The 22,167-nt window shown below is 65.8% G+C and carries 16 protein-coding genes and 3 pseudogenes; 9 read left to right on the forward strand and 10 right to left on the reverse strand.

The genetic code is table 11. The annotated features are described in order from the left end of the window. Positions 1–22 precede the first annotated feature (22 nt). The 4 genes from J2848_RS13225 to J2848_RS13240 all read left to right on the forward strand — a co-directional run bounded on the left by J2848_RS13225 (position 23) and on the right by J2848_RS13240 (position 4,277). The gene (locus tag J2848_RS13225; protein ID WP_246193862.1) at positions 23–1,546 is read left to right on the forward strand and encodes an amidohydrolase family protein; all 1,524 of its coding nucleotides are present in this window, start codon (positions 23–25) and stop codon (positions 1,544–1,546) included. Next, positions 1,536–2,474, forward strand: coding sequence for a CobW family GTP-binding protein (locus J2848_RS13230; RefSeq protein WP_149231454.1), 939 nt, complete (start codon positions 1,536–1,538; stop codon positions 2,472–2,474). The genes J2848_RS13225 and J2848_RS13230 overlap by 11 nt, the downstream gene beginning before the upstream one ends. Positions 2,475–2,565: 91 nt before the next feature. Continuing rightward, positions 2,566–3,105, forward strand: a complete 540-nt coding sequence (locus J2848_RS13235; protein WP_170307035.1) for an FAD-dependent oxidoreductase — start codon at positions 2,566–2,568, stop codon at positions 3,103–3,105. A gap of 389 nt (positions 3,106–3,494) precedes the next feature. Continuing rightward, positions 3,495–4,277 carry an IS3 family transposase gene (locus J2848_RS13240; RefSeq protein ID WP_149231456.1) on the forward strand — a complete coding sequence of 261 codons (783 nt, stop codon included), beginning with the start codon at positions 3,495–3,497 and terminating at the stop codon, positions 4,275–4,277. Between the two features lie 156 nt (positions 4,278–4,433). Here the strand turns inward: J2848_RS13240 and J2848_RS13245 are convergent, their stop codons facing one another. The 6 genes and pseudogenes from J2848_RS13245 to J2848_RS13270 all read right to left on the reverse strand — a co-directional run. Further along, positions 4,434–6,680, reverse strand: coding sequence for a DUF3604 domain-containing protein (locus J2848_RS13245; RefSeq protein ID WP_149231457.1), 2,247 nt, complete (start codon positions 6,678–6,680; stop codon positions 4,434–4,436). 35 nt (positions 6,681–6,715) lie between these two features. Beyond that, positions 6,716–7,525: an ABC transporter ATP-binding protein gene (locus tag J2848_RS13250; RefSeq protein ID WP_149231458.1), complete on the reverse strand. Its 810-nt coding sequence runs from the start codon at positions 7,523–7,525 to the stop codon at positions 6,716–6,718. Positions 7,526–7,535: 10 nt separating this feature from the next. Beyond that, positions 7,536–8,324, reverse strand: coding sequence for an ABC transporter permease (locus J2848_RS13255; RefSeq protein WP_170307036.1), 789 nt, complete (start codon positions 8,322–8,324; stop codon positions 7,536–7,538). A gap of 83 nt (positions 8,325–8,407) precedes the next feature. Beyond that, a complete protein-coding gene (locus tag J2848_RS13260) occupies positions 8,408–9,403 on the reverse strand; it encodes an ABC transporter substrate-binding protein (protein ID WP_149231460.1) in 996 nt (331 codons plus the stop codon). A 119-nt stretch (positions 9,404–9,522) separates the two neighbouring features. Continuing rightward, the gene (locus J2848_RS13265) at positions 9,523–10,323 is read right to left on the reverse strand and encodes a GntR family transcriptional regulator (RefSeq protein WP_149231461.1); all 801 of its coding nucleotides are present in this window, start codon (positions 10,321–10,323) and stop codon (positions 9,523–9,525) included. Positions 10,324–10,533: 210 nt separating this feature from the next. Then, positions 10,534–10,762 (reverse strand): annotated as a pseudogene (locus tag J2848_RS13270) (transposase family protein); the annotation flags it as partial. 130 nt (positions 10,763–10,892) lie between these two features. On the opposite strand from J2848_RS13270, the pseudogene J2848_RS13275 reads away from it, so the two are divergent. Then, positions 10,893–11,117: pseudogene (locus tag J2848_RS13275) on the forward strand (IS6 family transposase); the annotation flags it as partial. Between the two features lie 89 nt (positions 11,118–11,206). On the opposite strand, the gene J2848_RS13280 reads toward J2848_RS13275, so the two are convergent. The 3 genes from J2848_RS13280 to J2848_RS13290 are packed head-to-tail and all read right to left on the reverse strand — an operon-like array spanning position 11,207 to position 17,092. Then, positions 11,207–12,700 (reverse strand): efflux transporter outer membrane subunit, encoded by a 1,494-nt coding sequence (locus J2848_RS13280; RefSeq protein WP_149231462.1) that lies wholly within the window; start codon positions 12,698–12,700, stop codon positions 11,207–11,209. A 17-nt stretch (positions 12,701–12,717) separates the two neighbouring features. Then, positions 12,718–15,891 carry an efflux RND transporter permease subunit gene (locus tag J2848_RS13285; protein WP_149231463.1) on the reverse strand — a complete coding sequence of 1,058 codons (3,174 nt, stop codon included), beginning with the start codon at positions 15,889–15,891 and terminating at the stop codon, positions 12,718–12,720. A gap of 10 nt (positions 15,892–15,901) precedes the next feature. Continuing rightward, a complete protein-coding gene (locus tag J2848_RS13290; RefSeq protein WP_246193863.1) occupies positions 15,902–17,092 on the reverse strand; it encodes an efflux RND transporter periplasmic adaptor subunit in 1,191 nt (396 codons plus the stop codon). Positions 17,093–17,394: 302 nt separating this feature from the next. Between J2848_RS13290 and J2848_RS13295 the strand changes: the two are divergent. Beyond that, positions 17,395–17,610, forward strand: a pseudogene (locus J2848_RS13295) (transposase); the annotation flags it as partial. Between the two features lie 142 nt (positions 17,611–17,752). Here the strand turns inward: J2848_RS13295 and J2848_RS35910 are convergent. After that, the gene (locus tag J2848_RS35910) at positions 17,753–18,460 is read right to left on the reverse strand and encodes a FadR/GntR family transcriptional regulator (RefSeq protein WP_149231465.1); all 708 of its coding nucleotides are present in this window, start codon (positions 18,458–18,460) and stop codon (positions 17,753–17,755) included. 323 nt (positions 18,461–18,783) lie between these two features. Here J2848_RS35910 and uxuA point away from each other — a divergent pair, with 323 nt between their 5' ends. The 3 genes from uxuA (at position 18,784) to J2848_RS13320 (ending at position 22,156) form a co-directional block, all read left to right on the forward strand. Further along, on the forward strand, positions 18,784–19,848 hold the full coding sequence (gene uxuA / locus J2848_RS13310) for a mannonate dehydratase (protein ID WP_149231466.1): 1,065 nt from the start codon (positions 18,784–18,786) through the stop codon (positions 19,846–19,848). Between the two features lie 10 nt (positions 19,849–19,858). After that, entirely contained in the window at positions 19,859–20,716 is an 858-nt protein-coding gene (locus tag J2848_RS13315; RefSeq protein WP_149231467.1) for an SDR family oxidoreductase, read from the forward strand. Positions 20,717–20,869: 153 nt separating this feature from the next. Further along, positions 20,870–22,156, forward strand: coding sequence for an MFS transporter (locus J2848_RS13320; RefSeq protein ID WP_149231468.1), 1,287 nt, complete (start codon positions 20,870–20,872; stop codon positions 22,154–22,156). The last annotated feature ends 11 nt before the right edge of the window (positions 22,157–22,167 follow it).

Here is a 22,167-nt window from a genome sequence, read left to right on the forward strand (position 1 = left end):
TGGATCGGGGAGTGACGGGACGTTGTCAAACAACGCATATGATCTGGTGATCCGTGGGGGCCGTGTCATCGATCCCGAAAGCGGCCGGGACGAGATCGCCGATGTCGCCATCAGGTCGGGGACCATCGCCGCGGTCGGTGCGATCCCGGCGGCGTCCGGTGAAAAGGCCCTCGACGCCTCGGGGAAAATCGTCTGCCCCGGCTTTGTGGACATCCATGCGCATGGCCAGTCGGTCGCGGCGGACTGGATGCAGGCGTTCGACGGCGTGACCACCGCGCTGGAACTGGAGGTCGGGGTCCTGCCGGTGGCGGTCTGGTACGACCGGCAGCGGGCCGAAGGGCGCGTCCTGAACCACGGGGTGTCGGTCGGCTGGATCTTCGCGCGCAAGGCCGTCAAGGCCGGCATCGCCCCGGATCCGGAACTGCACCCGATGGAGATGATGGGCCAGGGCGCCGGCGACGAGGGCGGATGGGCGAGTGCGGTGGCGTCCGCCGGCGAGATCGCGCAAATCCAGGACATCCTGTCGGCCGGCCTGCGCGAGGGCGGCATCGGCATCGGCATCCCTCACGGCTATGCACCGGGAGCGGGCGTCAAGGAGATGACGGCGGTCTGCGGGATCGCGGCACAGGCTGGCGTCCCGACCTTCACCCACATCCCCTTCATGTCGAACACCGATCCGCAGAGTTCGGAAGAGGCCTATGTCCGGCTGATCGGCTATGCCGCCGCGACCGGCGCCCACATGCATGTCTGCCACCTGAACTCCACCTCGCTGCACGACATCGGCCGATGCCGTGAGCTGCTTCTGCACGCGCAGGGGATGGGATTGCCGATCACCGTCGAAGCTTATCCCTACGGCACCGGCTCGACGGTCGTTTCCGCCGCCTTCTTTGCCGACCCGGAATTCCCGAAGCGGACCGGCTCCGCCTATGGCAGCATCGAGCTGATCCACAACCGGCATCAGATGCGCGACCGGGACGACCTGCTCGGCGCCCGGCGGGCCGATCCGGGGGCGCTGGTCGCCTGGCATTTCCTGGATCTGGAGCGGAACGACGGCCATCGGGATTTGCTCGACCTGTCCGTCCTGTATCCGGGTGGCGCGATCGCATCCGACGCGATGCCCTGGGTCGAACCGGACGGTTCGCTCTACCGCGGTGCGGAATGGCCGCTGCCGCGGCGGCTGTCGTCCCATCCCAGATCCGCCGGCACCTTCAGCAAGTTCCTCGGCGACTACCACCGCAAGCGCGGGAAGATCGGCCTGAGGGAGGCGATCGGGAAATGCACCCTCATCCCGTCGAAGGTCATCGAAGGATGCCTTCCGCAGATGCGCCGGAAAGCCAGGCTGCAGGAGGGCTGCGATGCCGACATTGCCGTCTTCGATCCCGAAACCGTCGCCGCGCGCGCCAGCTTCACCGACATGACCGCGCATGCGGCCGGGATGGACGCCGTGCTGGTGGGAGGAACGCCCGTCATCCTCGACGGGACGCTGGACACGCAAGCGCGGCCGGGCCGCGCGGTGAGAGGCGGGAGGCGGGACGATGAACCATGACGCCGCCGCCGGTCCCGTGCCGGTGATGCTCGTCACCGGCGTGTTGGGGTCGGGGAAGACCACGCTGATCAACCACATCCTGCACGGCAGCGGCGGGCGGAGCTTGGCCGCGATCGTGAACGACTTCGGCGCGGTCAACATCGACGAGGCGGTACTGTCGGCCTCGGGCCGATCGGTTATCGGCCTGAAGAACGGCTGCATCTGCTGCTCGCTCCAGGGGGATCTGCTGCGGACGCTGCGGACCGTCCTCTCCCACGGGTCCCGCATCGACGGTATCGTGATCGAGGCAAGCGGAGTGTCCGATCCCCGCGGCATCGCCGAGGCTCTGTACGACCCGATCCTCAAGGACGCGGTCAGGCTCGATTCCGTGGTGACGGTCGTCGATGCGGAAGAGCATGACGTCTCCGACGGCCTGTGGCGAGCCCAGCTGGATGCCGCCGACTTCGTCGTCCTGTCCAAGGCGGACCGCGTCACCGACAAGGATGTGCTCGGCGTCAGGGCCCTGCTGCGCGCCATGCGGAAGAAGACGGTGTTCGTCATCCGGGAGGCTGCCGACATCCCGATCGACATCTTTTTCGGGAATCCGCCGGAGCGGCCGGATGGGCGGGAGGGGGGTACCCCTCGACGCTTCGCCGACAGCCGGTTCGTGCATCTCGAATGGTCGTCGGAAACCCCGGTTTCCTTCTCTGCCTTCCAGGGCGCGGTCCAGACATTCGCCGCGCAGCTGGCTCGCGGCAAAGGCTTCCTGTCGATCCGCGAACGGCCGGACGAGCGGTTCATGTTCCAGCTCGTCGGCACCCGGGCGAGCCTGTCTCCGTCGACGCAACCGGACCCGACCCCTGGCGTCCAGCTGGTCTTCATCGGCAGGGAGGAGCAGTTCGACATCGAGCGGGCGAAGGCGGCCCTCGATGCGATCAGGTTCGCATGAGCAGGATGCCCGGCCACGGACGGGCGGACTCGGACACCCCACAAGGCCCGCGCGGCGTGGCGGCAACGGAACACCGGACGGAAGGCGCAGAATGGCGCAGGTCGCGATACTGGGAGCGGGCATGGTCGGCATCTGCACGGCCCTTGCCCTGCAGGAGCGGGGACATGACTGCGTGGTCGTCGACCGGCGTCCGCCGGGATCGGAGACCAGTTACGGCAACGCCGGCATCATCCAGGCCGAGGCGGTCGAACCCTACGCCCTGCCGTCGAACCCGCTGGTGATGCTCCGGATGGCGCTCGGCTGGAAGAATGCGGTCGCGCTTCACTGGCCTTCGCTGCCGCGCCAGCTTCCAGCGCTGTATTCCTATTGGCGGTCGTCGGCGGGAACGCCGCTGCGCAAGGTCATTCCGGTGTGGCACCGGCTCATCCTGGAGGCGGTGCCACGGCACGAGGCCCTGATCAGGGCAGCGGGAGCCGGCGACCTCATCCGGACGCGCGGCTACTGGGAGGTTCACGCGACCGGGGCCGGCCTCGCCACGGCCCTACTCGACGCGGAGCGGCGCAAGCGCCAATACGGCCGAGCGCCTCGCACGCGCCTTCGACGGCGACATGGGTGCCGTCGAAGGCCTTGATGGCGGACTGTCGTAGAGAGCGGCAGGAGGCCTTGGCAAGACGAAAACGGCGTTCGATCGCCCACCCTACCGTCCCCTTCAAGGTTCTGTCAGCCTTCACGCCAGCTTGTTCGACGGCGCAGGGCTATCGCCGCTTTCGTTGCCGCGAATGCCAGCGCGGCTTCAACGAGCGCACCGGCTCGGTACTGAACCGGCTGCCGCTGCCCACGGACGTGATCTTCGTGATCATGATCTCGCCCCACCAAACCGGCTCTTGCGCACTTGGGCTGCCGCGTGCTTCAGAGAGAGCGTGGCAGCCGCGGCTCCCTTGTCATTCTTGCAGATAGTCGCCGAGGTTGAACCGCTCCGGGTTTGTCGGAGGCTCCATCATCTGAGAGAGTGGGGTCATCATGACGAAACCTGCATCACCGAAGTACACCCCTGAAGTGCGCGATCGCGCGGTTCGGATGGTGTTCGAGCACGAAGGCGAGCATGCCTCGCAGTGGGCGGCGATCAGTTCGATTGTGGCGAAGATCGGCTGCAATCCGGAGACGTTGCGGAACTGGGTTCGGCAGGCCGAGCGTAAACAGGGTAAGCGGCCCGGTCCGACGACGGATGAGCAGGAGCGGATCAAGGCGCTGGAGCGGGTGAACCGGAAGTTCCAGGCGCCGCGTCCGAACGCCTTGTGGGTGGCTGATTTTAGGTATGTTGCCACGTGGCAAGGCTTCGTCTACGTCGCCTTCGTCATCGACACCTTCGCTCGCCGGATCGTAGGCTGGCGGGTGTCCAGCACAGCCCATGCCGGCTTCGTTCTGGACGCGCTCGAACAGGCACTTCACGACCGCCGGCCCGCCAAGGGCAGCGGCCTCATTCATCATAGCGACCGTGGGGCGCAATACGTTGCAATCCGCTATACCGAGCGTCTCACCGAAGCTGGGGTCGAGCCCTCCGTCGGCAGCGTCGGCGTTTCCTACGACAACGCCTTGGCCGAGACCATCAACGGTCTCTACAAGGCCGAGGTGATCCGCCGCGGCGGGCCATGGCGCACCCTGGAGGCCGTCGAGTTCGCCACTCTCGAATGGGTCGACTGGTTCAACCACCGGCGCCTCCTCGAGCCCATCGGCAACATTCCCCCCGCCGAGGCCGAAGCGCGCTACTATGCTCAAACCGAGGACGTCGCTATGGCGGCGTGACTTAAGCCAAATGGCCTCCGACAAACCCGGAGCGGTTCAGATCGGGAGGCCGAGCGGAAAGAGATTTGAACATGATGGGAGTCCGGGAATCCAATGGGAGCGGCCGACGTCGGCCGAGGCGATACCGCCTCGGCGCAGCTTGACGGTCAGGGGATATCAGGGAACCAGATAAATCGGGCTCGACCATGCTTGGTGCCCGTCTTCCTGCGTCACGCGCACATAGACCGGCAGGTCGTGGGTGAGCGGCGTGGCGGGAAGCCGGTGCGCAATCCGCATCGCCATCGTCCGCTTCGTTTCGGGCATGCGCCAGACCCGCAGGCGGCGGGCAAGACCACCGGCGTCGACGGACCGTTCGTCATCCGCAAGCTCTGCGAGGTCGACCTCCAGGTTCGCAAGGTTGGTTTCGATGGCGAGACGCCCGTGCTTGGGGGCGTCAAGCCACAGGTCGAAGCCGGCCATATTTCCGGTCGTCACCGAGGTCCAGGTCACCAACCCCTCGTCGCGCGACCAGCCGACCGGCCGTTCCGGATTGAGGAAGTTGATCGGCTCGACCCGGTCGATACCGTTGCCGGTAACCCGAGCCTTTCCGTTCCACACGGTTTCGCGGCCACGCCCGCGATATTCGGCACCGCTCCACAGGACGCGGAGGCGCCGGCCAAGGTCGGGCGCCGCGTAGGGGCGGAAGGTCTCGACGATCTCCTTGCCATGGAAGACGTCGATCCGTTCGATCGGCGCCGATCCGATCACGTCGACGTCGAGTGTGCCGCCGATGCCCCGCGGAGTGGCGACGGCGCCCATCGTGACCGTCTGCCCCCGGCTCGACGAGGTCGGCCCGAGCAGCGGATCGTCGGCGAATATCTCGATAGGCTGGTCGAAGGTTCCGACAACGTTCAGGTAAAGGCGGGTACCGGTCGTGCCGTACTGCCGCCGAGCCCGCAGGGCCGCGAAGATCCCCTCACGGGTGAGTTCGGGAGCCAGATAGCAGGTCAGGCCGCCGATCGCGCCGAAGGTCGAGGCTCCGGGCATCGTCGCACCCTGGCGGCCCTTGTGGTCGTCACTGTGGCAGACGATGCCGGGACGGTGGCCGAGGTCGAAGGCGTCATGCAGCAGCCATTCGAAGGTGCCCCAGGTCGAGTGGATCTCCACCGCCCGCTCCAGTCGGCCGTCATGGGCGACGGATAGATCGGCATAGCGTCCACCGACATGCGCGGTGATGACGACATCCTCCCCCGCCTTGCCAATCGCTTCGAACAGGGCTCCGGCCGTGTGGCAGTCCTCGTCCGCGACATCGTCCCCGACCAGGATGCGGGAGGAGCGGCGGATTGGTTGGCCCTCGCGGCCGTAAAAGACGTTCCGGTCGCCTCCCAGCCCGGTGTTCCCCGACCATTCGTAACCTGGGAACGTGACGAAGCGTCCCGGCTCGTAGAAGGTGCTGGTGAGCCGGTTGAGATCCGCCCAGAAGGCATCGGTGATCTGGAAGTCGTTGCCCTGGTGGCCGACGACGTCGAGGAACGCCTTGTCCCGCGCGAACAGGAAATAATCGCGGGCCGAGTTGGTGCCGATCGTCTCGCCGCTCTGTCCATGCAGGTCGCCCCAATAATGGCGAAGCATCGCGTTGGCAACCACCCGGGCCGGCGTCGAGGTGCACAGCGTCACGCCGTCCGTGGCGCGCACCTCGATCCGGAGATCGCCGGTGTCGAGCGCCGTCAACCCATCGACGACCAGCGTTCCGTCGGCCAACAGGCTAAGGGGGGCCTCCGGCAGTCCGGCGACGGGCAACGATGACGACAGAAGGACGGAAAGGCGGCCCTCGCCGGTCGGGTTGCCCCACAGGTCTTCCGCCGCGATGCACAGGCGGAAGGTTTCGCCCAGGATGTTCTGGCTGGGCAGCAGCGCGCGCCAGCGAACCGCCCCGCCGGGGACTAGGGCGACGCGGGGAGACACGGGCAGTTCCGTGTATTCGTTGGTGGCGAATGCATCGACGAGGGTCTTGAACTCGAAGTATTCGATGGTCGTCTGCAGCCTGAGGCCCGGGGAGCCGCCGCTGCGGTCGCCGAAATGAACGGTGATGGTCTCGCCCTTGCGCAGGAAGCCGCGGGCGACCCGGATCGTCAGGCTGTGGCCCCATGGACGGATGCCGCTGCGGTCGACGGCGCAGTCGAGCGTCGCGCCGTTGGAGGCGGTGATGGTCGTGTAGTTCGCGGCCGTCGGGTCCTTGAACTGCGGCTTGCCCATATCCGACGTGGTGCGCCAACAGATGCGGAGGCTACCGGTGTCATCGATACCGAAATCGCCGGCCGTGTAGGTAAGGACGATCGACTGGTGCGAGCCTGCCAGGAACGGACCCGGCGACGACGCTGTCATCGTGCCCATCTGTTCCGGCAGATAGTTCCTGTTCGGCATTTTCTGGTCTTTTCTGAAGGAAAGGGAGCGGACGGCTAGGCCATCATCTTGGAAACTTCTTCATCGAGGCTTTCGAGAAGCGCCTTCTCGAGTTCGATGAACTGTGGCGCCGTGATGTCCCGGGGGCGCGGCAGGTTGACTTCGAAAACCTGCTTGATTGTCGAGGGGCGGGCGGAGAAGAGATAGACCTTGTCGGCGAGCAGAAGCGCTTCCTCGACGGAATGCGTGACGAAGACGACGGTCTTGCGCGACTCTTCCCAGACCCGGATGAAATCGTTGATCAGCCGCCGTTTGGTTTGCGCGTCCAGTGCCCCGAACGGCTCATCCATCAGCAGAACTTCCGGGTCGTAGGCAAGTGCGCGGGCAATGGCCACGCGCTGCTGCATGCCGCCCGACAGCGTGTGGGGATAGGCGTTCTCGAAGCCGGTGAGACCGACGACGGAAATGAGGTGGCGCACCCGCTCGTCGGAAACGGCATCCCGCCGGTTCTGGACGTCGAGGCCGAAGCGGATGTTCCCTTCGACGGTCAGCCAGGGGAACAGGACGTATTCCTGGAAAACGATTCCCCGGTCGGGGCGCGGCCGGTCGATCGAGTGCCCGTTCATCGCGACCGTGCCCGAGGTCGGCCGTTCGAAACCGGCGATCATGTAGAGGAGGGTCGACTTGCCGCAGCCGGACGGGCCGATGAACGCGGCGAATTCACCTTCGGCGATCGACAGATTGGCGTCGCCGATCGCTTTCACCACTTGGCCGTTGACGCTGCTGAAGCCTTTCGAGACGTGCGTGACGGACAGCTTCGCGGTGGCAGAGGCGCCGATGCCGGAAGAGGAATGGTCGTGGGTCATGGCTTGCGTCTCATCCTGCGCGTACGGTTCCCCAGCGCTCGATCGTGTAGTGCTGGAGTGGACTGAAGAGACCCTTCTCGATCAGCAGGCCGAGCAGCGCGATCATCACGATGCCGCTATAGACCGTCTCGGTGTCCATGAAGGTGCGGGCGTCGAAGATCATGTAGCCGAGGCCCCAGCCCGAACCGGCCAGCATCTCGGCGCCGACCAGGGCGCGCCAGCCGTTGCTGACCGCCAGGATGTGGCCGGTGATGATCTGGGGGAGTGCTCCGGGCAGCAGCACCTTGAAGAAAATCTTGTGGTGCGTGGCGCCCATGATTTCGGCCGCCCAAAGCTGCTTCTTCGAAATTCCGCGGACGCCGGCGGCCGAGTTGTAGATGATCGGGAACATCCCCGCGAGAAAGATGACGAAGATGATCGTCGCGTTCGACATTCCCAGCCAGAGGATGACGATGGGCACCCAGGCGAGCGTCGGGATCGGCATCAGCACCGTGATGATGGGATTGAAGAAGGCGTCGATGGTGCGATTGATGCCCATCAGCAGACCCAGCCCGGTACAAAGCACGGCAGCCAGACCGTAACCGGCGAAGATGCGTCCGAAACTGATCAGCGTATGCGACAGCAGAACCGGCATCTCCCCGTCGTCGCTGTGCATCAGGCGGAGGATGTTGGCGAAGACGGCCGATGGCGGCGGCACGAGGATCGGGCTGACCAGCCCGAGGTGGCTGCAGCCTTCCCAGACCGCGAGGGCGAACAGGATGGGACCGCAGAAACGGAGGGTATCCATCGTCAGGCGCATCAGCCGACTCCAGTTCGGTCGCAGACTGGAAGCCCTCGCGGAGCTTGGCTTGACGTCAATGTTGAAGGTCATCGGTCGAGCTTTCACTTGGTTCGGAGCTGTCGGGCGGCTTCGATGGCGGAGGAATCAAAAGCGATCGCCCAATCAGGCTCGGCCCCCCGCAGCTTTCCGGCCTTCTTCAAAAGCTGGAAATTTGCCTGGGCGTCCCCTCGGACGGAATTGGTCAGGTCGATCCGGTAGTCGGCCGACGGGATCGACATCTCGATGGCCTTGCTGTCGATCTGTTGGCCGGCTCGGTTCATCACCTTGGTGACCAGCGCCGCCGCGGCCGGGACATCGTTGGTGAGAAACTCTTGGCCATCCATGAAGGCGGCTACGAACTTGGCGAAGGCCTTTGGGCTTCGTGACAGCGTCTTCCGGTTGGCGACCAGGAAAACCGGGTTGTCGACCACCCCCTTGAAGCTGAAGATCGGCCGGGCGATGCCCTTGGCGATCAGCACCGAAACGATCGGCTCCCAATAGATCACCGCATCCACCGAGCCGGCCGTCAGAGCGGCGATCGCCTCCTGGTCGCCGCTGTTGACCAGTTGGAAATCCGTCTCCTTCCAGCCACGTTGCGTGATGTAGGTGAGGAAGGCGGAGTAATTGCCGGAGCCGACCCGGATGGCGATCTTTTTCCCACGGAGATCATCCATCGATTGATAGGGGGCATCGGTCCTGACGACGGTGCGATAGATTCCCCCGCCCGAGCTGACCACGCCGATCGCCACCACGTCGGACGAGCGGGACAGCAACGTGACAAAGGGCGTGATGCCGACTTCGGCGACATCGATCGCCCCCGTCAGGATCGCTTCGTTGGCCTCGACTCCGGTTGAGAGCTTCACCGGCTCGATCTTGACGCCGTAGCGCTCAGCAAAATCCGTGTCGGTCACGACGATGGACGTGTTGGTCAACCGGTAGGCAGTACGGATCCTGTCGTCCTGTGCCGAGGCGCTGTTTGCCGTCGCCAGGCACAGGATTCCAAAAGCGGCGAGCAGACGCCCAAATCGACGGGCCGCCACAATGCTGCGTTCGGGCATGTATGGCACTCCAGATGTGAGGTATTGACGACCGCAGTTAGAGTGCGGATCAGAACCAGCCCGAGGCTGGCGGAAATCAACGGCCTCAGCGCATCAGACCGAGGTTTTGATAGACACTCTTAGGCGGCGAAGAGCTTCAAGGCCGGCTGGCCGCCGACGGCAGCTTCTTCGCCGAACGAGAATTCGTAAGAATCGGCGTTCATATAGAACCGGGTGAAGTCGGCGGTCCGGCCATCGATCAGCTGACGGCGGCGATGCAGGACCAGCACGGGGGAGCGCTCGGGAATGCCGAGAAGCCGGGCCACGGACCGTCCGGCCGCGCTCGCGCGGATCACCATCTCCTTCTGCCCGAGCTTCAGCCCCAGGGCGTGTTCGATCAGCCAAGCGGTGGAATGCTCCGCTGCCATCTCCGCAGAAATGCCTTGTGCTTCGCTTAGCAGCCAGCCAAGCCCGACCCCCACCGCACGCCCATTGAGGACGTAGAGCCGGTCAAGCCGGACAAGCGGCTTACTGGAGGGGCACCCGAACGCGGCTGCGACGTCCGTGGGCGGCTCTTCCGGCCCGTAAGCCAGGATCTTTGACGTCGGCGCATGTTCCTGAGCGAAGAGCGTATCGAACAGCTTGTCGGCGTTGTGTGCATCCTGGCGGATAAAATGGTGCGCGACGAAGGTTCCCTTACCTTGCCGGCGATCGACCAGTTGCTTGGCAATGAGCGCGTCAATGGCCTGCCGGACGGTGATCCTGCTGATTTGCAAGTCCTTGCAAAGCGCGGCTTCCGACGGGAGGGGGTGTCCGGGAGGCAGCGACCCGTTGTGAATGCCGTTTTCAATGGCTTCGGCTAGCTGAAGGTACATGGGAACCGCGCTATCGCGCTCCAACTGCAAGCCGGTTTGAAAGACCTTGGTTTTGCTCCAGTTCATGTCGCCCTATCCCGTCACCAGTTGTCCTAGGACGTCCTATAATGGGAGCATGGCATGGATGATCCGGCAGTTCAAGAAGGGAGTATCGCAGAATCAGGGTCAATGGAGGAGAGCGATAGCTGTTCGCCAGATGGCGCTAAGACCAGTCCTGTACCGGCTCAGGCGTAAGACACCCATGCCGGCCGCCCACCCTTATCACCCCAACAAACGCCGGTAAGAGATCATTTGCAGACGCAGTTCACCCATACGGCCCTGCCAGGGCAGATCGCCCGGGCGGTGATTGTAACGACTATGGACGCGGCGCGACGGTCGGCGACACAAGCGGGCAGGTGGCCGTGGCGGCACGCACATGGGCCGCCACCACGACACGATCGGCGTCGGCCGTGACCTGATCAACGGCAAGCCTGGCCGGCAGCAGGGAAAGCAGCGACTTGGACAAGGAAGCGGGTGCTCATGCAGGAAATGGTTCCCTTTACGTGCTTATTCCGACCCGCTTCTGCATCCGGCCTGCACCGAAAGTCCGGATGGACCAGTATTCAGCCGGCACTGACAGGACCATCATACCAGGGGTGGAGCACCGTCGGCACAAGGGCATCAACAACCGAGCCGAGAACTCGCATCATCCAACCCGACGACGCGAGCGGCAGATGAAGCGCGTCAAATCGCCCCGACAGGTGCAGCGCTTTCTGTCTATCCATGACCCGATCGCCAACCTCTTTCACCTCCGCCGCGACAGCCGTCCCGCCTCCGGCTACCGCGCCGCCCGCGCCCAGGCCTTCACTGCCTGGATTGAGGCCGCCCGAGGCACCGGTCTCCGGCTATCCGTGGCCGAACGGTGCCAGCCACCATGGTCGGTGCCAACGAGTTGACGGTGCCGGAAGCCCTACTGCCAGCCTCCGCCCAGGACCTTGTAGAGGGTGACGAGATTCTCCAGCCTCGCGGCCTTCAGCGAGATCAGCGTCTGCTGTGCCGAATAGAGCGAGCGCTGCGCATCCAGGGTCGTCAGGTAATTATCGGCCCCGCTGCGGAAACGCATCTCCGACAGCTGGTAGGAACGGGCGTAGGCATCGACGAGCGACTGCTGCGCCGCGATCTGGTCGTCATAGGTGCTGCGGGCGGCCAGCGCGTCGGCCACCTCGCGGAAGGCGGTCTGCACCGTCTTCTCATAGGTCGCCACCTGGATGTCCTTCCTGACCTTGGCGAGGTCGAGGTTCGCCTCGTTCACGCCGGCCGAGAAGATCGGGATGCTGAGCGACGGGGCGAAGCTCCAGTTGGAGGAGCCGGGGGCGAACAGCGACTGGATGCCGGCGGCGGCGGTGCCGGCCCTGGCGGTCAGCGTCAGCGATGGGAAGAAGGCGGCGCGGGCCGCCCCGATGTTGGCGTTGGCCGCCCGCAGATTGTGCTCGGCCGCCATCACGTCCGGGCGGCGCAGCAGGACGCTTGAGGGAAGGCCCGCCGGCAGGTCGGTCAGCACCGACTGGGCGTCGAGCGACGCGCCGGCCGCGATCTCCGGCGGCAGGGGCTGGCCCAGCAGCAGGGCCAGCGCATTCTCGTCCTGCGCCACCTGCCGGGTGTAGAGCGCGAGATTGGCCCGCGCGCTGTCCACCGAGGTCTGCGCCTGCCGCAGGGTCAGTTCGGTGGCGTTGCCGGCATCGAAGCTCTTGCGCGTCAGCTGATAGGAGGCGTTCTGGCTGTCCAGCGTCTGCCGGGTCAGCTCCAGCAGCGAGCGGTCGGCGAGCAGGGTCAGATAGCCGGTCGCGACCTGCGCCACCAGCGAGATCTGGGTGCTGCGCCGCGTCTCGTCATAGCCGAGATACTGCTCGAACGCCTGTTCGGTCAGCGAGCGCACGCGGCCGAACAGGTCGAGTTCGTAGGAGGTGAAACCGATCCCGGCGCTGTAGGAGCGCGATTCCACCCCCGCCGTCTTGCCCAGCGCCGAGCCGGCGGACGTGGTCGCGGCCGGCACGCGCGACCAACTGGCGGACCCGCTGCCGGAGATCGTCGGGAACAGGTCGCCGCGCTGGGCGCGGTAATCGGCCTCCGCCGACTGGACGTTGAGCATGGCGACACGCAGGTCGCGGTTGTTCGCCAGCGCGGTCTCGATCAGCTTTTGCAGCTTGGGATCGCGCATCACCTCGCGCCAGCCGATGGCGTCGGCGGAGCGCGCCGGATCGGCGCCCGCGGGCGCCGTGGCGGATACGGCCATGGAGGAGGACGGGGTGGGCGGGCTCCGGTAGGCCGGCCCGTCCGGCCAGGCGGCCGGAACCGGCGGGTCGGGCAGGGCGAAGTCGGGCACCAGGGAACAGCCGGCCAACAGCAGCGCGGCGGCGAGAGGGGCGGCCAGGGGGGCGGCGAAGGGAACGAATCTGTGGGTCATGGTCTTGTCACCGCCGCTCAACGATGGCCGTCGGCCAGCGCGTCCGGGCCGATTGGAGGGGATGCCGCCGCTTCGCCGGACTGCGCCAGCCGGGACGGCTTCACGCGGAACAGCTTCAGCACGACGACGAAGAAGATCGGAACGAAGAGAAGGGCCAGCAGCGTGGCGGCCACCGTGCCGCCGACCACCGCCGTGCCGATGGCGTTCTGCCCGCCGGAGCCGGCCCCGCTGGCAATGGCGAGGGGCACCACGCCCAGCGTGAAGGCCAGCGAGGTCATCAGGATCGGCCGCAGGCGTTGTCCCGCGGCGCCGATGGCCGCCTCCACCAGCGTCTGGCCCCGGTCGAAGCTTTCCTTGGCGAACTCGACGATCAGGATGGCGTTCTTGGCCGACAGGCCGATGGTGGTCAGCAGGCCGACCTGGAAATAGACGTCGTTCGACAAGCCGCGGCCCCAGGTGGCCATCACCGCGCCGAAGACGCCGAGCGGCACCACCAGCAGCACCGCCGCCGGGATCGACCAGCTCTCGTACAGCGCCGCCAGGCAGAGGAACACGACCAGCAGCGACAGCGCATAGAGCGCCGGGGCCTGCGCGCCCGATTGCCGTTCCTCGTAGGAGGTGCCGGTCCAGTCGAAGCCGATGCCGGGCGGCAACTGCGAGGCGAGCCGGGCCATTTCCGCCATGGCGGTGCCGCTGCTCTGGCCGGGGGCGGCCTGACCCAGGATCTCCATCGAGGCGGTGCCGTTGTAGCGTTCCAGCTTGGGCGCGCCGTAGGTCCATTCGGCATGGGCGAAGGCCGACAGCGGGATCATCGAGCCGCTGGAGTTGCGGATGAACCAGCGCGACAGGTCGCCCGGATCGGAGCGGGAGTCGGCGTTGCCTTGCATGTAGACGCGCTTGATGCGGCCACGGTCGAGGAAGTCGTTGACGTAGCTCTGGCCCCAGGCCGACGAGATGGTGCTGGTCACGTCGCCCACCGACAGCCCAAGGGCCTTGGCGTGCGGCCAGTCGATGACCAGACGGTATTGCGCCTCGTCATTCAGCCCGTTGGGGCGGACGGCCATCAGCAGCGGGCTCTGCGCCGCCATTCCCAGCAACTGGTTGCGCGCGGCCACCAGTTCCTCGTGCGTCACGCCGCTGCGCGCGAGCAATTCGAAATCGAAGCCGGTGGCGTTGCCCAACTCGCTGATGGCGGGCGGGGCGAAGCCGAAGATCATGGCGTCCTTGTAGCCGGCGAAGCGCCCCATGACCCGGCCGGCCAGGGATTGAACCTTGTTCGCCGCACCCGGACGGACGGACCAGTCCTTCAGGCTGACGAAGGCGATGCCGGAATTCTGGCCGCGGCCGCTGAAGTTGAAGCCCGACACGGTGAAGACCGACCGCACCAGCGCGCCTTCGTCCTTGAGAAGATAGTCGCGCACCTGGCCCAGCGCCTGTTCGGTCCGCTCCAGCGTGGCGCCGGGCGGGGTGGTGACCTGGATGAACATCACGCCCTGGTCCTCGTCCGGCAGGAAGGAGGTGGGGATGCGCAGGAACACCACCGCCAGCCCGGCCACGATCAGGCCATAGACCAGCAGGAAGCGCACGGGCCGCTTCAGGACGCCGCCCAGCCCGCGCACATAGGCCCGGTTGCCGCGGTCGAAGTTGCGGTTGAACCAGCCGGCGAAGCCGCGCGAGGTCCTGTTGTGGTCGGGCTGTTTCAGCAGCGTGGCGCAGAGCGCCGGGGTGAAGACGATGGCGACGCCGACCGACAGCAGCATCGAGGTGGCGATGGTGATGGAGAACTGGCGATAGATCACGCCGGTCGAGCCGCCGAAGAAGGCCATCGGCAGGAAAACGGCGGCCAGCACCATGGCGACGCCGACCAGAGCGCCGGTGATCTGGTCCATCGACTTGCGCGTCGCCTCCAGCGGCGACAGATGCTCCTCCTCCATCACGCGCTCGACATTCTCGACGACGACGATGGCGTCGTCGACCAGCAGGCCGATCGCCAGAACCATGCCGAACATGGTCAGCGTGTTGATGGAGTAGCCGAAGGCCGCCAGCACCGCGAAGGTGCCGAGCAGCACGACGGGAACCGCGATGGTCGGGATCAGCGTGGCCCGGAAATTCTGCAGGAACAGCAGCATCACCAGGAAGACCAGCACGATGGCTTCGACCAGCGTCTTCACCACCTCTTCGATCGACAGCTGAACGAAGGGCGTGGTGTCGTAGGGATAGGTCACCTCGACGCCGGCCGGGAAGGACGGGCGCAGCGATTCGATGGTCTGGCGCACCGCGGTCGCGGTGTTCAGCGCGTTGGCGCCGCTGGCCAGCTTGACCGCGATGCCCGCCGCCGGCATGCCGTTGTAACGGGTGTTCATCGTATAGTTTTCGCCGCCCAGCTCGATCGTCGCGACGTCGCGCAACAGGACCTGGGACCCGTCGGACTGCACCTTCAGCAGGATCTTGCCGAACTGCCCCGGCGTCTGCAGATAGGACGGGCCGATGACGGTGGCGTTCAACTGCTGCCCCGGCCGGGACGGGAGGGCGCCGAGTTCGCCCGAGGCGATCTGGACGTTCTGGGCCGTGATGGCGCTCTGCACGTCGGACGGCATCAGGGCGTATTTGTTGAGCTTCTCCGGATCGAGCCAGATGCGCATGGCATACTGGGCGCCGAACAGCTGATAGTCGCCGACGCCGGCGGTGCGGCTCAGCGGATCCTGGATGGAGGAGGCGACGAAGTCGGACAGGTCGTTCGACGACATGCTGCCGTCTGTCGAATAGAACCCCACGACCATCAGGAAATTCTTGGTCGCCTTGGCGACGCGGATACCCTGGTTGCGCACCGTTTCCGGCAGGCGGGATTCGGCCAGCGTCACTTTGTTCTGGACCTGCACCTGGGCGGTGTCGGGGTTGGTGCCCTGGGCGAAATACAGGGTGACGGTGATGCTGCCGTCCTTGTTCGATTCGGACGAGAAATAAAGCAGGTTGTCGAGGCCGCTCAGCTGCTGTTCGATCGGCTGGACGACGGTGTTCTGCACGGTCTCGGCGGATGCGCCGGGATAGCTGGCCGAGACCGAGATGGCGGGCGGGGCCACCGACGGGTATTGCGCCACCGGCAGCGTCCGCAGGGCGAGAAGGCCGGCCAGCATGATGACGATGGCCAGCACCCAGGCGAAGACCGGCCGGTCGATGAAGAAACGGGCCATGGACGGTCTCCTAACGGGCCGGCTGGGTGGAGGAAGGCAGGGCCGCCACCGCACGCTGGTCGAACTGCTCCTCGGTGAGGTCGGTCGCCGCCAGCTTCACGCCGGGGCGAATCTTCTGCAGCCCCTCGACCACCACGCGGTCGCCGTCGGACAGGCCGTCGGTGACCACCCATTTGCTGCCCTGCGTGCGGTCGGCCGTCACCTGCCGCGCCTCGGCGGTACCGTCGGCCTTGATCACCTGGACGATGGCCTGCCCGCGGGAGTCGCGGGAGACCGCCTGCTGCGGGACCAGGAAGGCGTTGGGATCGGTGGCCTGCCGCAGCTTTTCCCGCACATACATGCCGGGCATCAGCAGCCCCTCCGGGTTCGGAAAGACAGCGCGCAGGGTGACCGAGCTGGTGGTCTGGTCGACGGTGACCTCGGAGAATTGCAGCGTGCCGGGCTGGTCGTACTCGCGGCCATCCTCGAGGACCAGCCGGACCTCGGCCTGACCGGCCGCGGTTCCCTGGATGCGGCCGGCGGCCAGCTCGCGCCGCAGGCCGAGCAGAGCGGAGCTGGGCTGGGTCACGTCGACATAGATGGGGTCGAGCTGCGTCACGGTGACCATCGACGTTGTCTGGCCGGCGGTGACCAGCGCGCCGGGGGTCACCGACGAGCGGCCGGTGCGGCCGGAGATCGGCGAGCGTACCTTGGTGTATTCCAGATTGATGCGCGCGGTTTCGACATTCGCCTTGGCCGCGGCGACATCGGCCTGTCCCTGACGCAGCGTGGCGACCGCGGTGTCCAGATCCTGCTGGCTGACCGCCTTTTCCTTTGCCAGCGGCTGGTAGCGGTTGACGGTCAGCTGCGCCGACGCGGTCGCGGCCTCCGACTTCTGCTGGGCGGCGATGGCGCTGTTGAGCGCCGCCTGATAGCTGGCCGGGTCGATCTGGTAGAGCGGCTGTCCCGCCGTCACCGGCTGCCCTTCGGTGAACAGCCGATCGCGGATCACGCCGCCGACCTGCGGCCGCACCTCGGCGGTCTGGAAGGCGGTGACCCGGCCGGGCAATTCCGTCAACACCGGAACCGGATGGGGGTGCAGGACCACCGTGGTCACTCCCGGCGGCGGGGCCGACGGGGCGCCCTGGGCTGAACCGCCGGCCTGGTGGGCGGTTTCCTGGCAGGCGGTAAGAAGCAGAAGCAATGCGCCGACGCCAAGCACCGGCAACCTTCCCGGACGAAAGGAAAGCGGACCGCTCTCGTCCGGGGGCAGCGGTCTGGCGCAATCATGCGACTGGCCAATCATTTGGGAACATCCCTTTTCAGGCTGGTGAGTTTCGGGTCTGTGCCGGGAATGCTATGGCTTGACTGTAACCCGCCGATGTCTGCCGCCGGCCTTTGCGTAACGGTCTGTAACAGGGTGCTTGGCGGCGGCTTATTCTAGCAGGACGCGGAAAAGGGCTTTGCCCGGCCGGTTGGTCGTGATTCTGTCCGGTCGAAGAGGATGCGGCTGGCGAGGGGACGCTGCGGGGATCGGACGAACACAGCGAAGGCCTGTTCAGCTATGTGAGCTGTGAAGCCCGTGTTCCGGCGAGCCATCCTCTACGACCGATCCGGGCCATCGTGGATGAAGCGCTGGCGGTGATGTCGCCGGGGTTCGAGAGGCTGTACTCGACGATCGGGCGACCATCGATCCCGCAGGAGAAGCTGCTGCGGGCGTTGCTGCTCCAGGCCTTCTACGACCAGTTCGCGGTTTGGAAAGGCATGGTCCTCGGTCGGTCAAGGTCCGTCATCCGGCGGGCTCTGGCGGGCCTCAATCAATCTGATTAAGGCTCTGTTGCAAAGTTTGACGGCGGGCGCCGAATTTTGCACCGACCTCCAGCTACTCCCCACCCCCGTCGAACAGACGCTTCTGCGCGTTCCGGATATGCCTGCGCATTGCCTGTCTGGCGGTTCCGGCGCCGCGGCTGCGGATCGCCTCAAGGATCACCCGGTGATCGGCGCACATGTTGACGATGATCGAGCCGTCGGAATACTGGTGCTCGAACTTCGCATAGTGGAGAGTCTTGCGCTTCTTCCACAGCATATCGGTGATTTCGACGAAGACCGGATTTCCCGTCATCGCACCGATCATCGCGTGGAACTGCTGGTCATGCTCATGGAAGGTCTCCATGTCACCGGCCGCCGCATCCACTTCCATCCGTTCGACGATGCGCGTGATGTCGTGGAGTTGCGCATCCGTCGCCTTCTTCGCAGCGAGTGCCGCGATCTCCCCTTCGATCGTCTCGCGAGCCTCCATCAAGGCTTCGACGCCGATGCCCTCGTCCGTCGTGTCTCCTCCCGCCGCATCCTCTGGAGGGGTCGGGCGTACATAGACCCCGTGTCCGGTCCGGATCTCAACCCAGCCGTTGATCTCCAGCGCAATCAGCGCCTCCCGTACCGAGGAGCGGCTGACGCCGAGCTGTTTCGCGAGATCGCGCTCCCCCGGCAGCAGTTGGCCCGGCGCGAAATGGCCATCGCGAATGAACTGGATCAGCACGTTCGATATCTGGCGATACAGGCGCTCGACCTTGACCGTCGGCAAATCCATGACATACAGCTCCAAGACGACTCTTGCTTGCACACGTCGCGATGATCGCGCCGTCCCCGCTTGGCGGATGTGCGGCGCGGTGACGCATCCAACACCATGACCGGCGCGGAATCCAGGCGCCATCGGAGTTTTCTGGAAGGCGGGCGCCCGAACCGCTCCATGCAGCCCGAAAAGCCCTATTGCGGGCGATAAACGCCTTAGGCTAACGTTTGCCTAACTGGTCAGGCCAGTGGGCCACCGGACCATATGGGTGTCACTGGACCTGCCACACGACCCTTTCCACGGAGCCGGCGACCGGCCTGCAACTTTCAACGAGACCGACGATGAAGATGACCTTCCGCTGGTACGGCGATACCGATCCGATCCCGCTCAGCCATATCCGACAGATTCCCGGCATGACCGGCATCGTGTCGGCGGTGTACGATGTGCCGGTCGGAGAGGTGTGGCCGGTCGCCACCATTCAAGCGCTCAAGACCAAGATCGAATCGCACGGCCTTGCACTGGAGGTCATCGAAAGCGTTCCCGTCCATGAGGACATCAAGCTGGGCAAGCCGTCGCGCGACCGGTTGATCGACAACTACTGCGCAACGATCCGCAATCTCGCCCAGTGCGGCATCAAGGTGATCTGTTACAATTTCATGCCGGTGTTCGACTGGACCCGCACGACACTGGACATGACGCTGCCGGACGGCTCGACCACGCTGGCCTTCGACACCGAAACGGTCGAGAAGATCGACGTCAACCAGGGTATTTCGCTGCCCGGCTGGGACGCCAGCTACCGCCCGGAGGAACTGAGGGCGCTGCTGGCCGACTATGCCGAGGTGGACGAGGAAACGCTGTGGCGGAACCTCGAATATTTCCTGAAGCGTATCATCCCGGTGGCCGCCGAGGCCGGAATCCGCATGGCGATCCACCCGGACGATCCGCCCCGTCCCATCTTCGGCCTGCCGCGCATCGTCAAGGACCGCGCCGACCTCCAGCGGCTGCTCGCCATCGTCGATCATCCGGCCAACGGGCTGACGCTGTGTTCCGGTTCGCTCGGCGCGTCCTGCAAGAACGACATCCCGGCCCTGGTGCGCGAGTTCGCCGGCCGCAAGCGCATCCATTTCGCCCATCTGCGCAACGTGAAGATCAACGAGGCCGGCGACTTCCACGAGACCAGCCACCGCTCCGCCGACGGCTCGCTCGACATGGCCGAAATCGTCAAGGCCTATTACGAAGCCGGTTTCGACGGTTATGCCCGACCGGACCACGGCCGCATGATCTGGGGCGAAACCGGCAAGCCGGGCTACGGCCTGTATGACCGGGCGCTGGGAGCCGTCTACCTGAACGGCCTGTGGGAAGGCGTCGCCAAGGCCGCAGCCCCCGAGATCGACGGCGGTAAGTGAGGACTCCGTCATGGAAAACCCCTTCAACCCCGCCGACCTCCAGGGCAAGGTCGCCGTCGTCACCGGCGGCGGCGGCGTCCTGTGCGCCGGTTTCGCCCGCGCGCTGGCCAAGGCCGGCGCCCGCGTCGCCATCCTCGATCTGAAGGCAGAGGCCGCCGAACAGGTGGCGGCATCCCTGCGGGCCGAGGGCGACGAGGCCGTCGGCATCGCCGCCGACGTCCTGGACCGCAACTCGCTGGAGCGGGCGGCGGCGGCTGTGCTGGAACGTCTGGGCCCGTGCGACCTGCTGGTCAATGGCGCCGGCGGCAACCACCCGCGCGGCACGACCAGCAAAGAGTGGCTGGAGGACGGCGATCCCGACGATCCGTCCCTGACCAGCTTCTTCGACCTCGATCCGGTCGGCGTGAAGTTCGTGTTCGACCTGAACTTCCTCGGCACGCTGCTGCCGACCCAGATCTTTGCCCGCCAGATGATCGGCCGCGAAGGCTGCGGCATCATCAATGTCTCGTCGATGAACGCCTTCCGCCCCTTGACCAAGATCCCCGCCTACAGCGGCGCCAAGGCAGCGGTCAGCAACTTCACGCAATGGCTGGCGGTGCATTTCGCCAAGACCGGCATCCGCGTCAACGCCATGGCGCCGGGCTTCTTCCTGACCGCTCAGAATCACGCCCTGCTGATCGATGCGGCAACCGGCGAGATGACGCCGCGCGCCCGCAAGATCGTGGATCACACCCCGATGGGCCGCTTCGGCGAGGCACAGGAACTGACCGGCACCCTTCTGTGGCTGGCCAGCGCCAAGGCATCCGGCTTCGTCAACGGCACCGTCATTCCGGTGGACGGCGGCTTCGCCGCCTATTCGGGCGTCTGAACGCCCGTCCTTCGCTTTCACCTCAAAAGGCCGACGCCCGGTGGCCATTCACATCCGGGTCATCTCCTGGCACCGCCGCTTTCCGACCCTGGGCAGTCCGGCAACGGATCGCCCCAAGAAAAGCCACGATGCTGGCCGCCATTGGAGGAAACTGTGAAGATCAAGGGATTGAGATGGTGGATCATCGTTCTGATCTGCCTCGGAACCGTCATCAACTATCTGGCACGCAATTCTCTCGGCGTGATGGCGCCCATCCTTAAGACCGAGATGAACTTCACGACGCAGGAATACTCCTACGTCGTCGCCGCCTTCCAGCTCGCCTACACCGTGATGCAGCCGGTCTGCGGCTACATCGTCGATTTCCTCGGGCTGAAGATCGGCTTCGCGCTGTTCGCCGTCCTGTGGTCGGTGTCCAACTGCCTGCACGGCTTCGCCACCGGCTGGCTGTCGCTGGCAGTGTTCCGCGGCATGCTGGGCCTGACCGAGGCCGCGGCGATCCCGTCGGGCATCAAGGCGGTCGGCGAATGGTTCCCGAAGCAGGAACGCTCGGTCGCGGTCGGCTGGTTCAATGCCGGCACTTCGCTGGGCGCGATGCTGGCGCCGCCGCTGGTCGTCTATGTCCAGATGCAGCATGGCTGGTCGACCGCCTTCATCGTCACCGGCTCGCTCGGTTTCGTTTTCGCAGCGCTGTGGTGGCTGTTCTACCGCTCGCCTGCCGACCATCCCAACATCACCGCCGAGGAGCACGCCTACATCGTCGCCGGCCAGAATCCGCCGGTGGTCGGGGCCGGCGGCGCCCGCGTGAAGCCCAAGGTGACGGAAATCCTCAGCACCAGGCGCTTCTGGGGCATCGCCATTCCCCGCTTCCTGGCCGAGCCGGCGTGGCAGACCTTCAGCTTCTGGATCCCGCTCTATCTCGCCACCGAACGCGGGATGGACATCAAGCAGATCGCCCTGTTCGCCTGGATGCCCTTCCTGGCGGCCGATTTCGGCGGCATCCTCGGCGGCTACCTCTCGCCCTTCTTCATGAAGCACTTCAAGTTCTCCGTGGTGAATTCGCGTCTGGCCGGCGTCGTCATCGGTGCCATCTGCATGATCGGTCCCGGCCTGATCGGGCTGGCCAGCGACGCCTACACCGCCATCGCCCTGTTCTGCCTCGGCGGCTTCGCCCATCAGATGATCTCGGCCCTGATCAACACGCTGAGCGCCGACGTCTTCGAAAGCCATGAGGTGGCGACCGCCAACGGCCTGACCGGCACGGCGGCCTGGACCGGCGGCCTGACCTTCTCGCTGATCGTCGGCGCGCTCGCCACCACCATCGGCTATGCTCCGCTGTTCGTCTGCCTGACCGTGTTCGATCTGGTCGGCGCCTGCGTCGCCATCGCCCTGCTGCGCGACCGCGGCGACAAGACCCCGGCGGGGACCGCCGCCGCCCGCTGACCGCAACGCCT

It is taken from the genome of Azospirillum lipoferum (assembly GCF_024170005.1).
In the GTDB taxonomy this organism is placed as follows: Bacteria; Pseudomonadota; Alphaproteobacteria; order Azospirillales; family Azospirillaceae; genus Azospirillum; species Azospirillum lipoferum.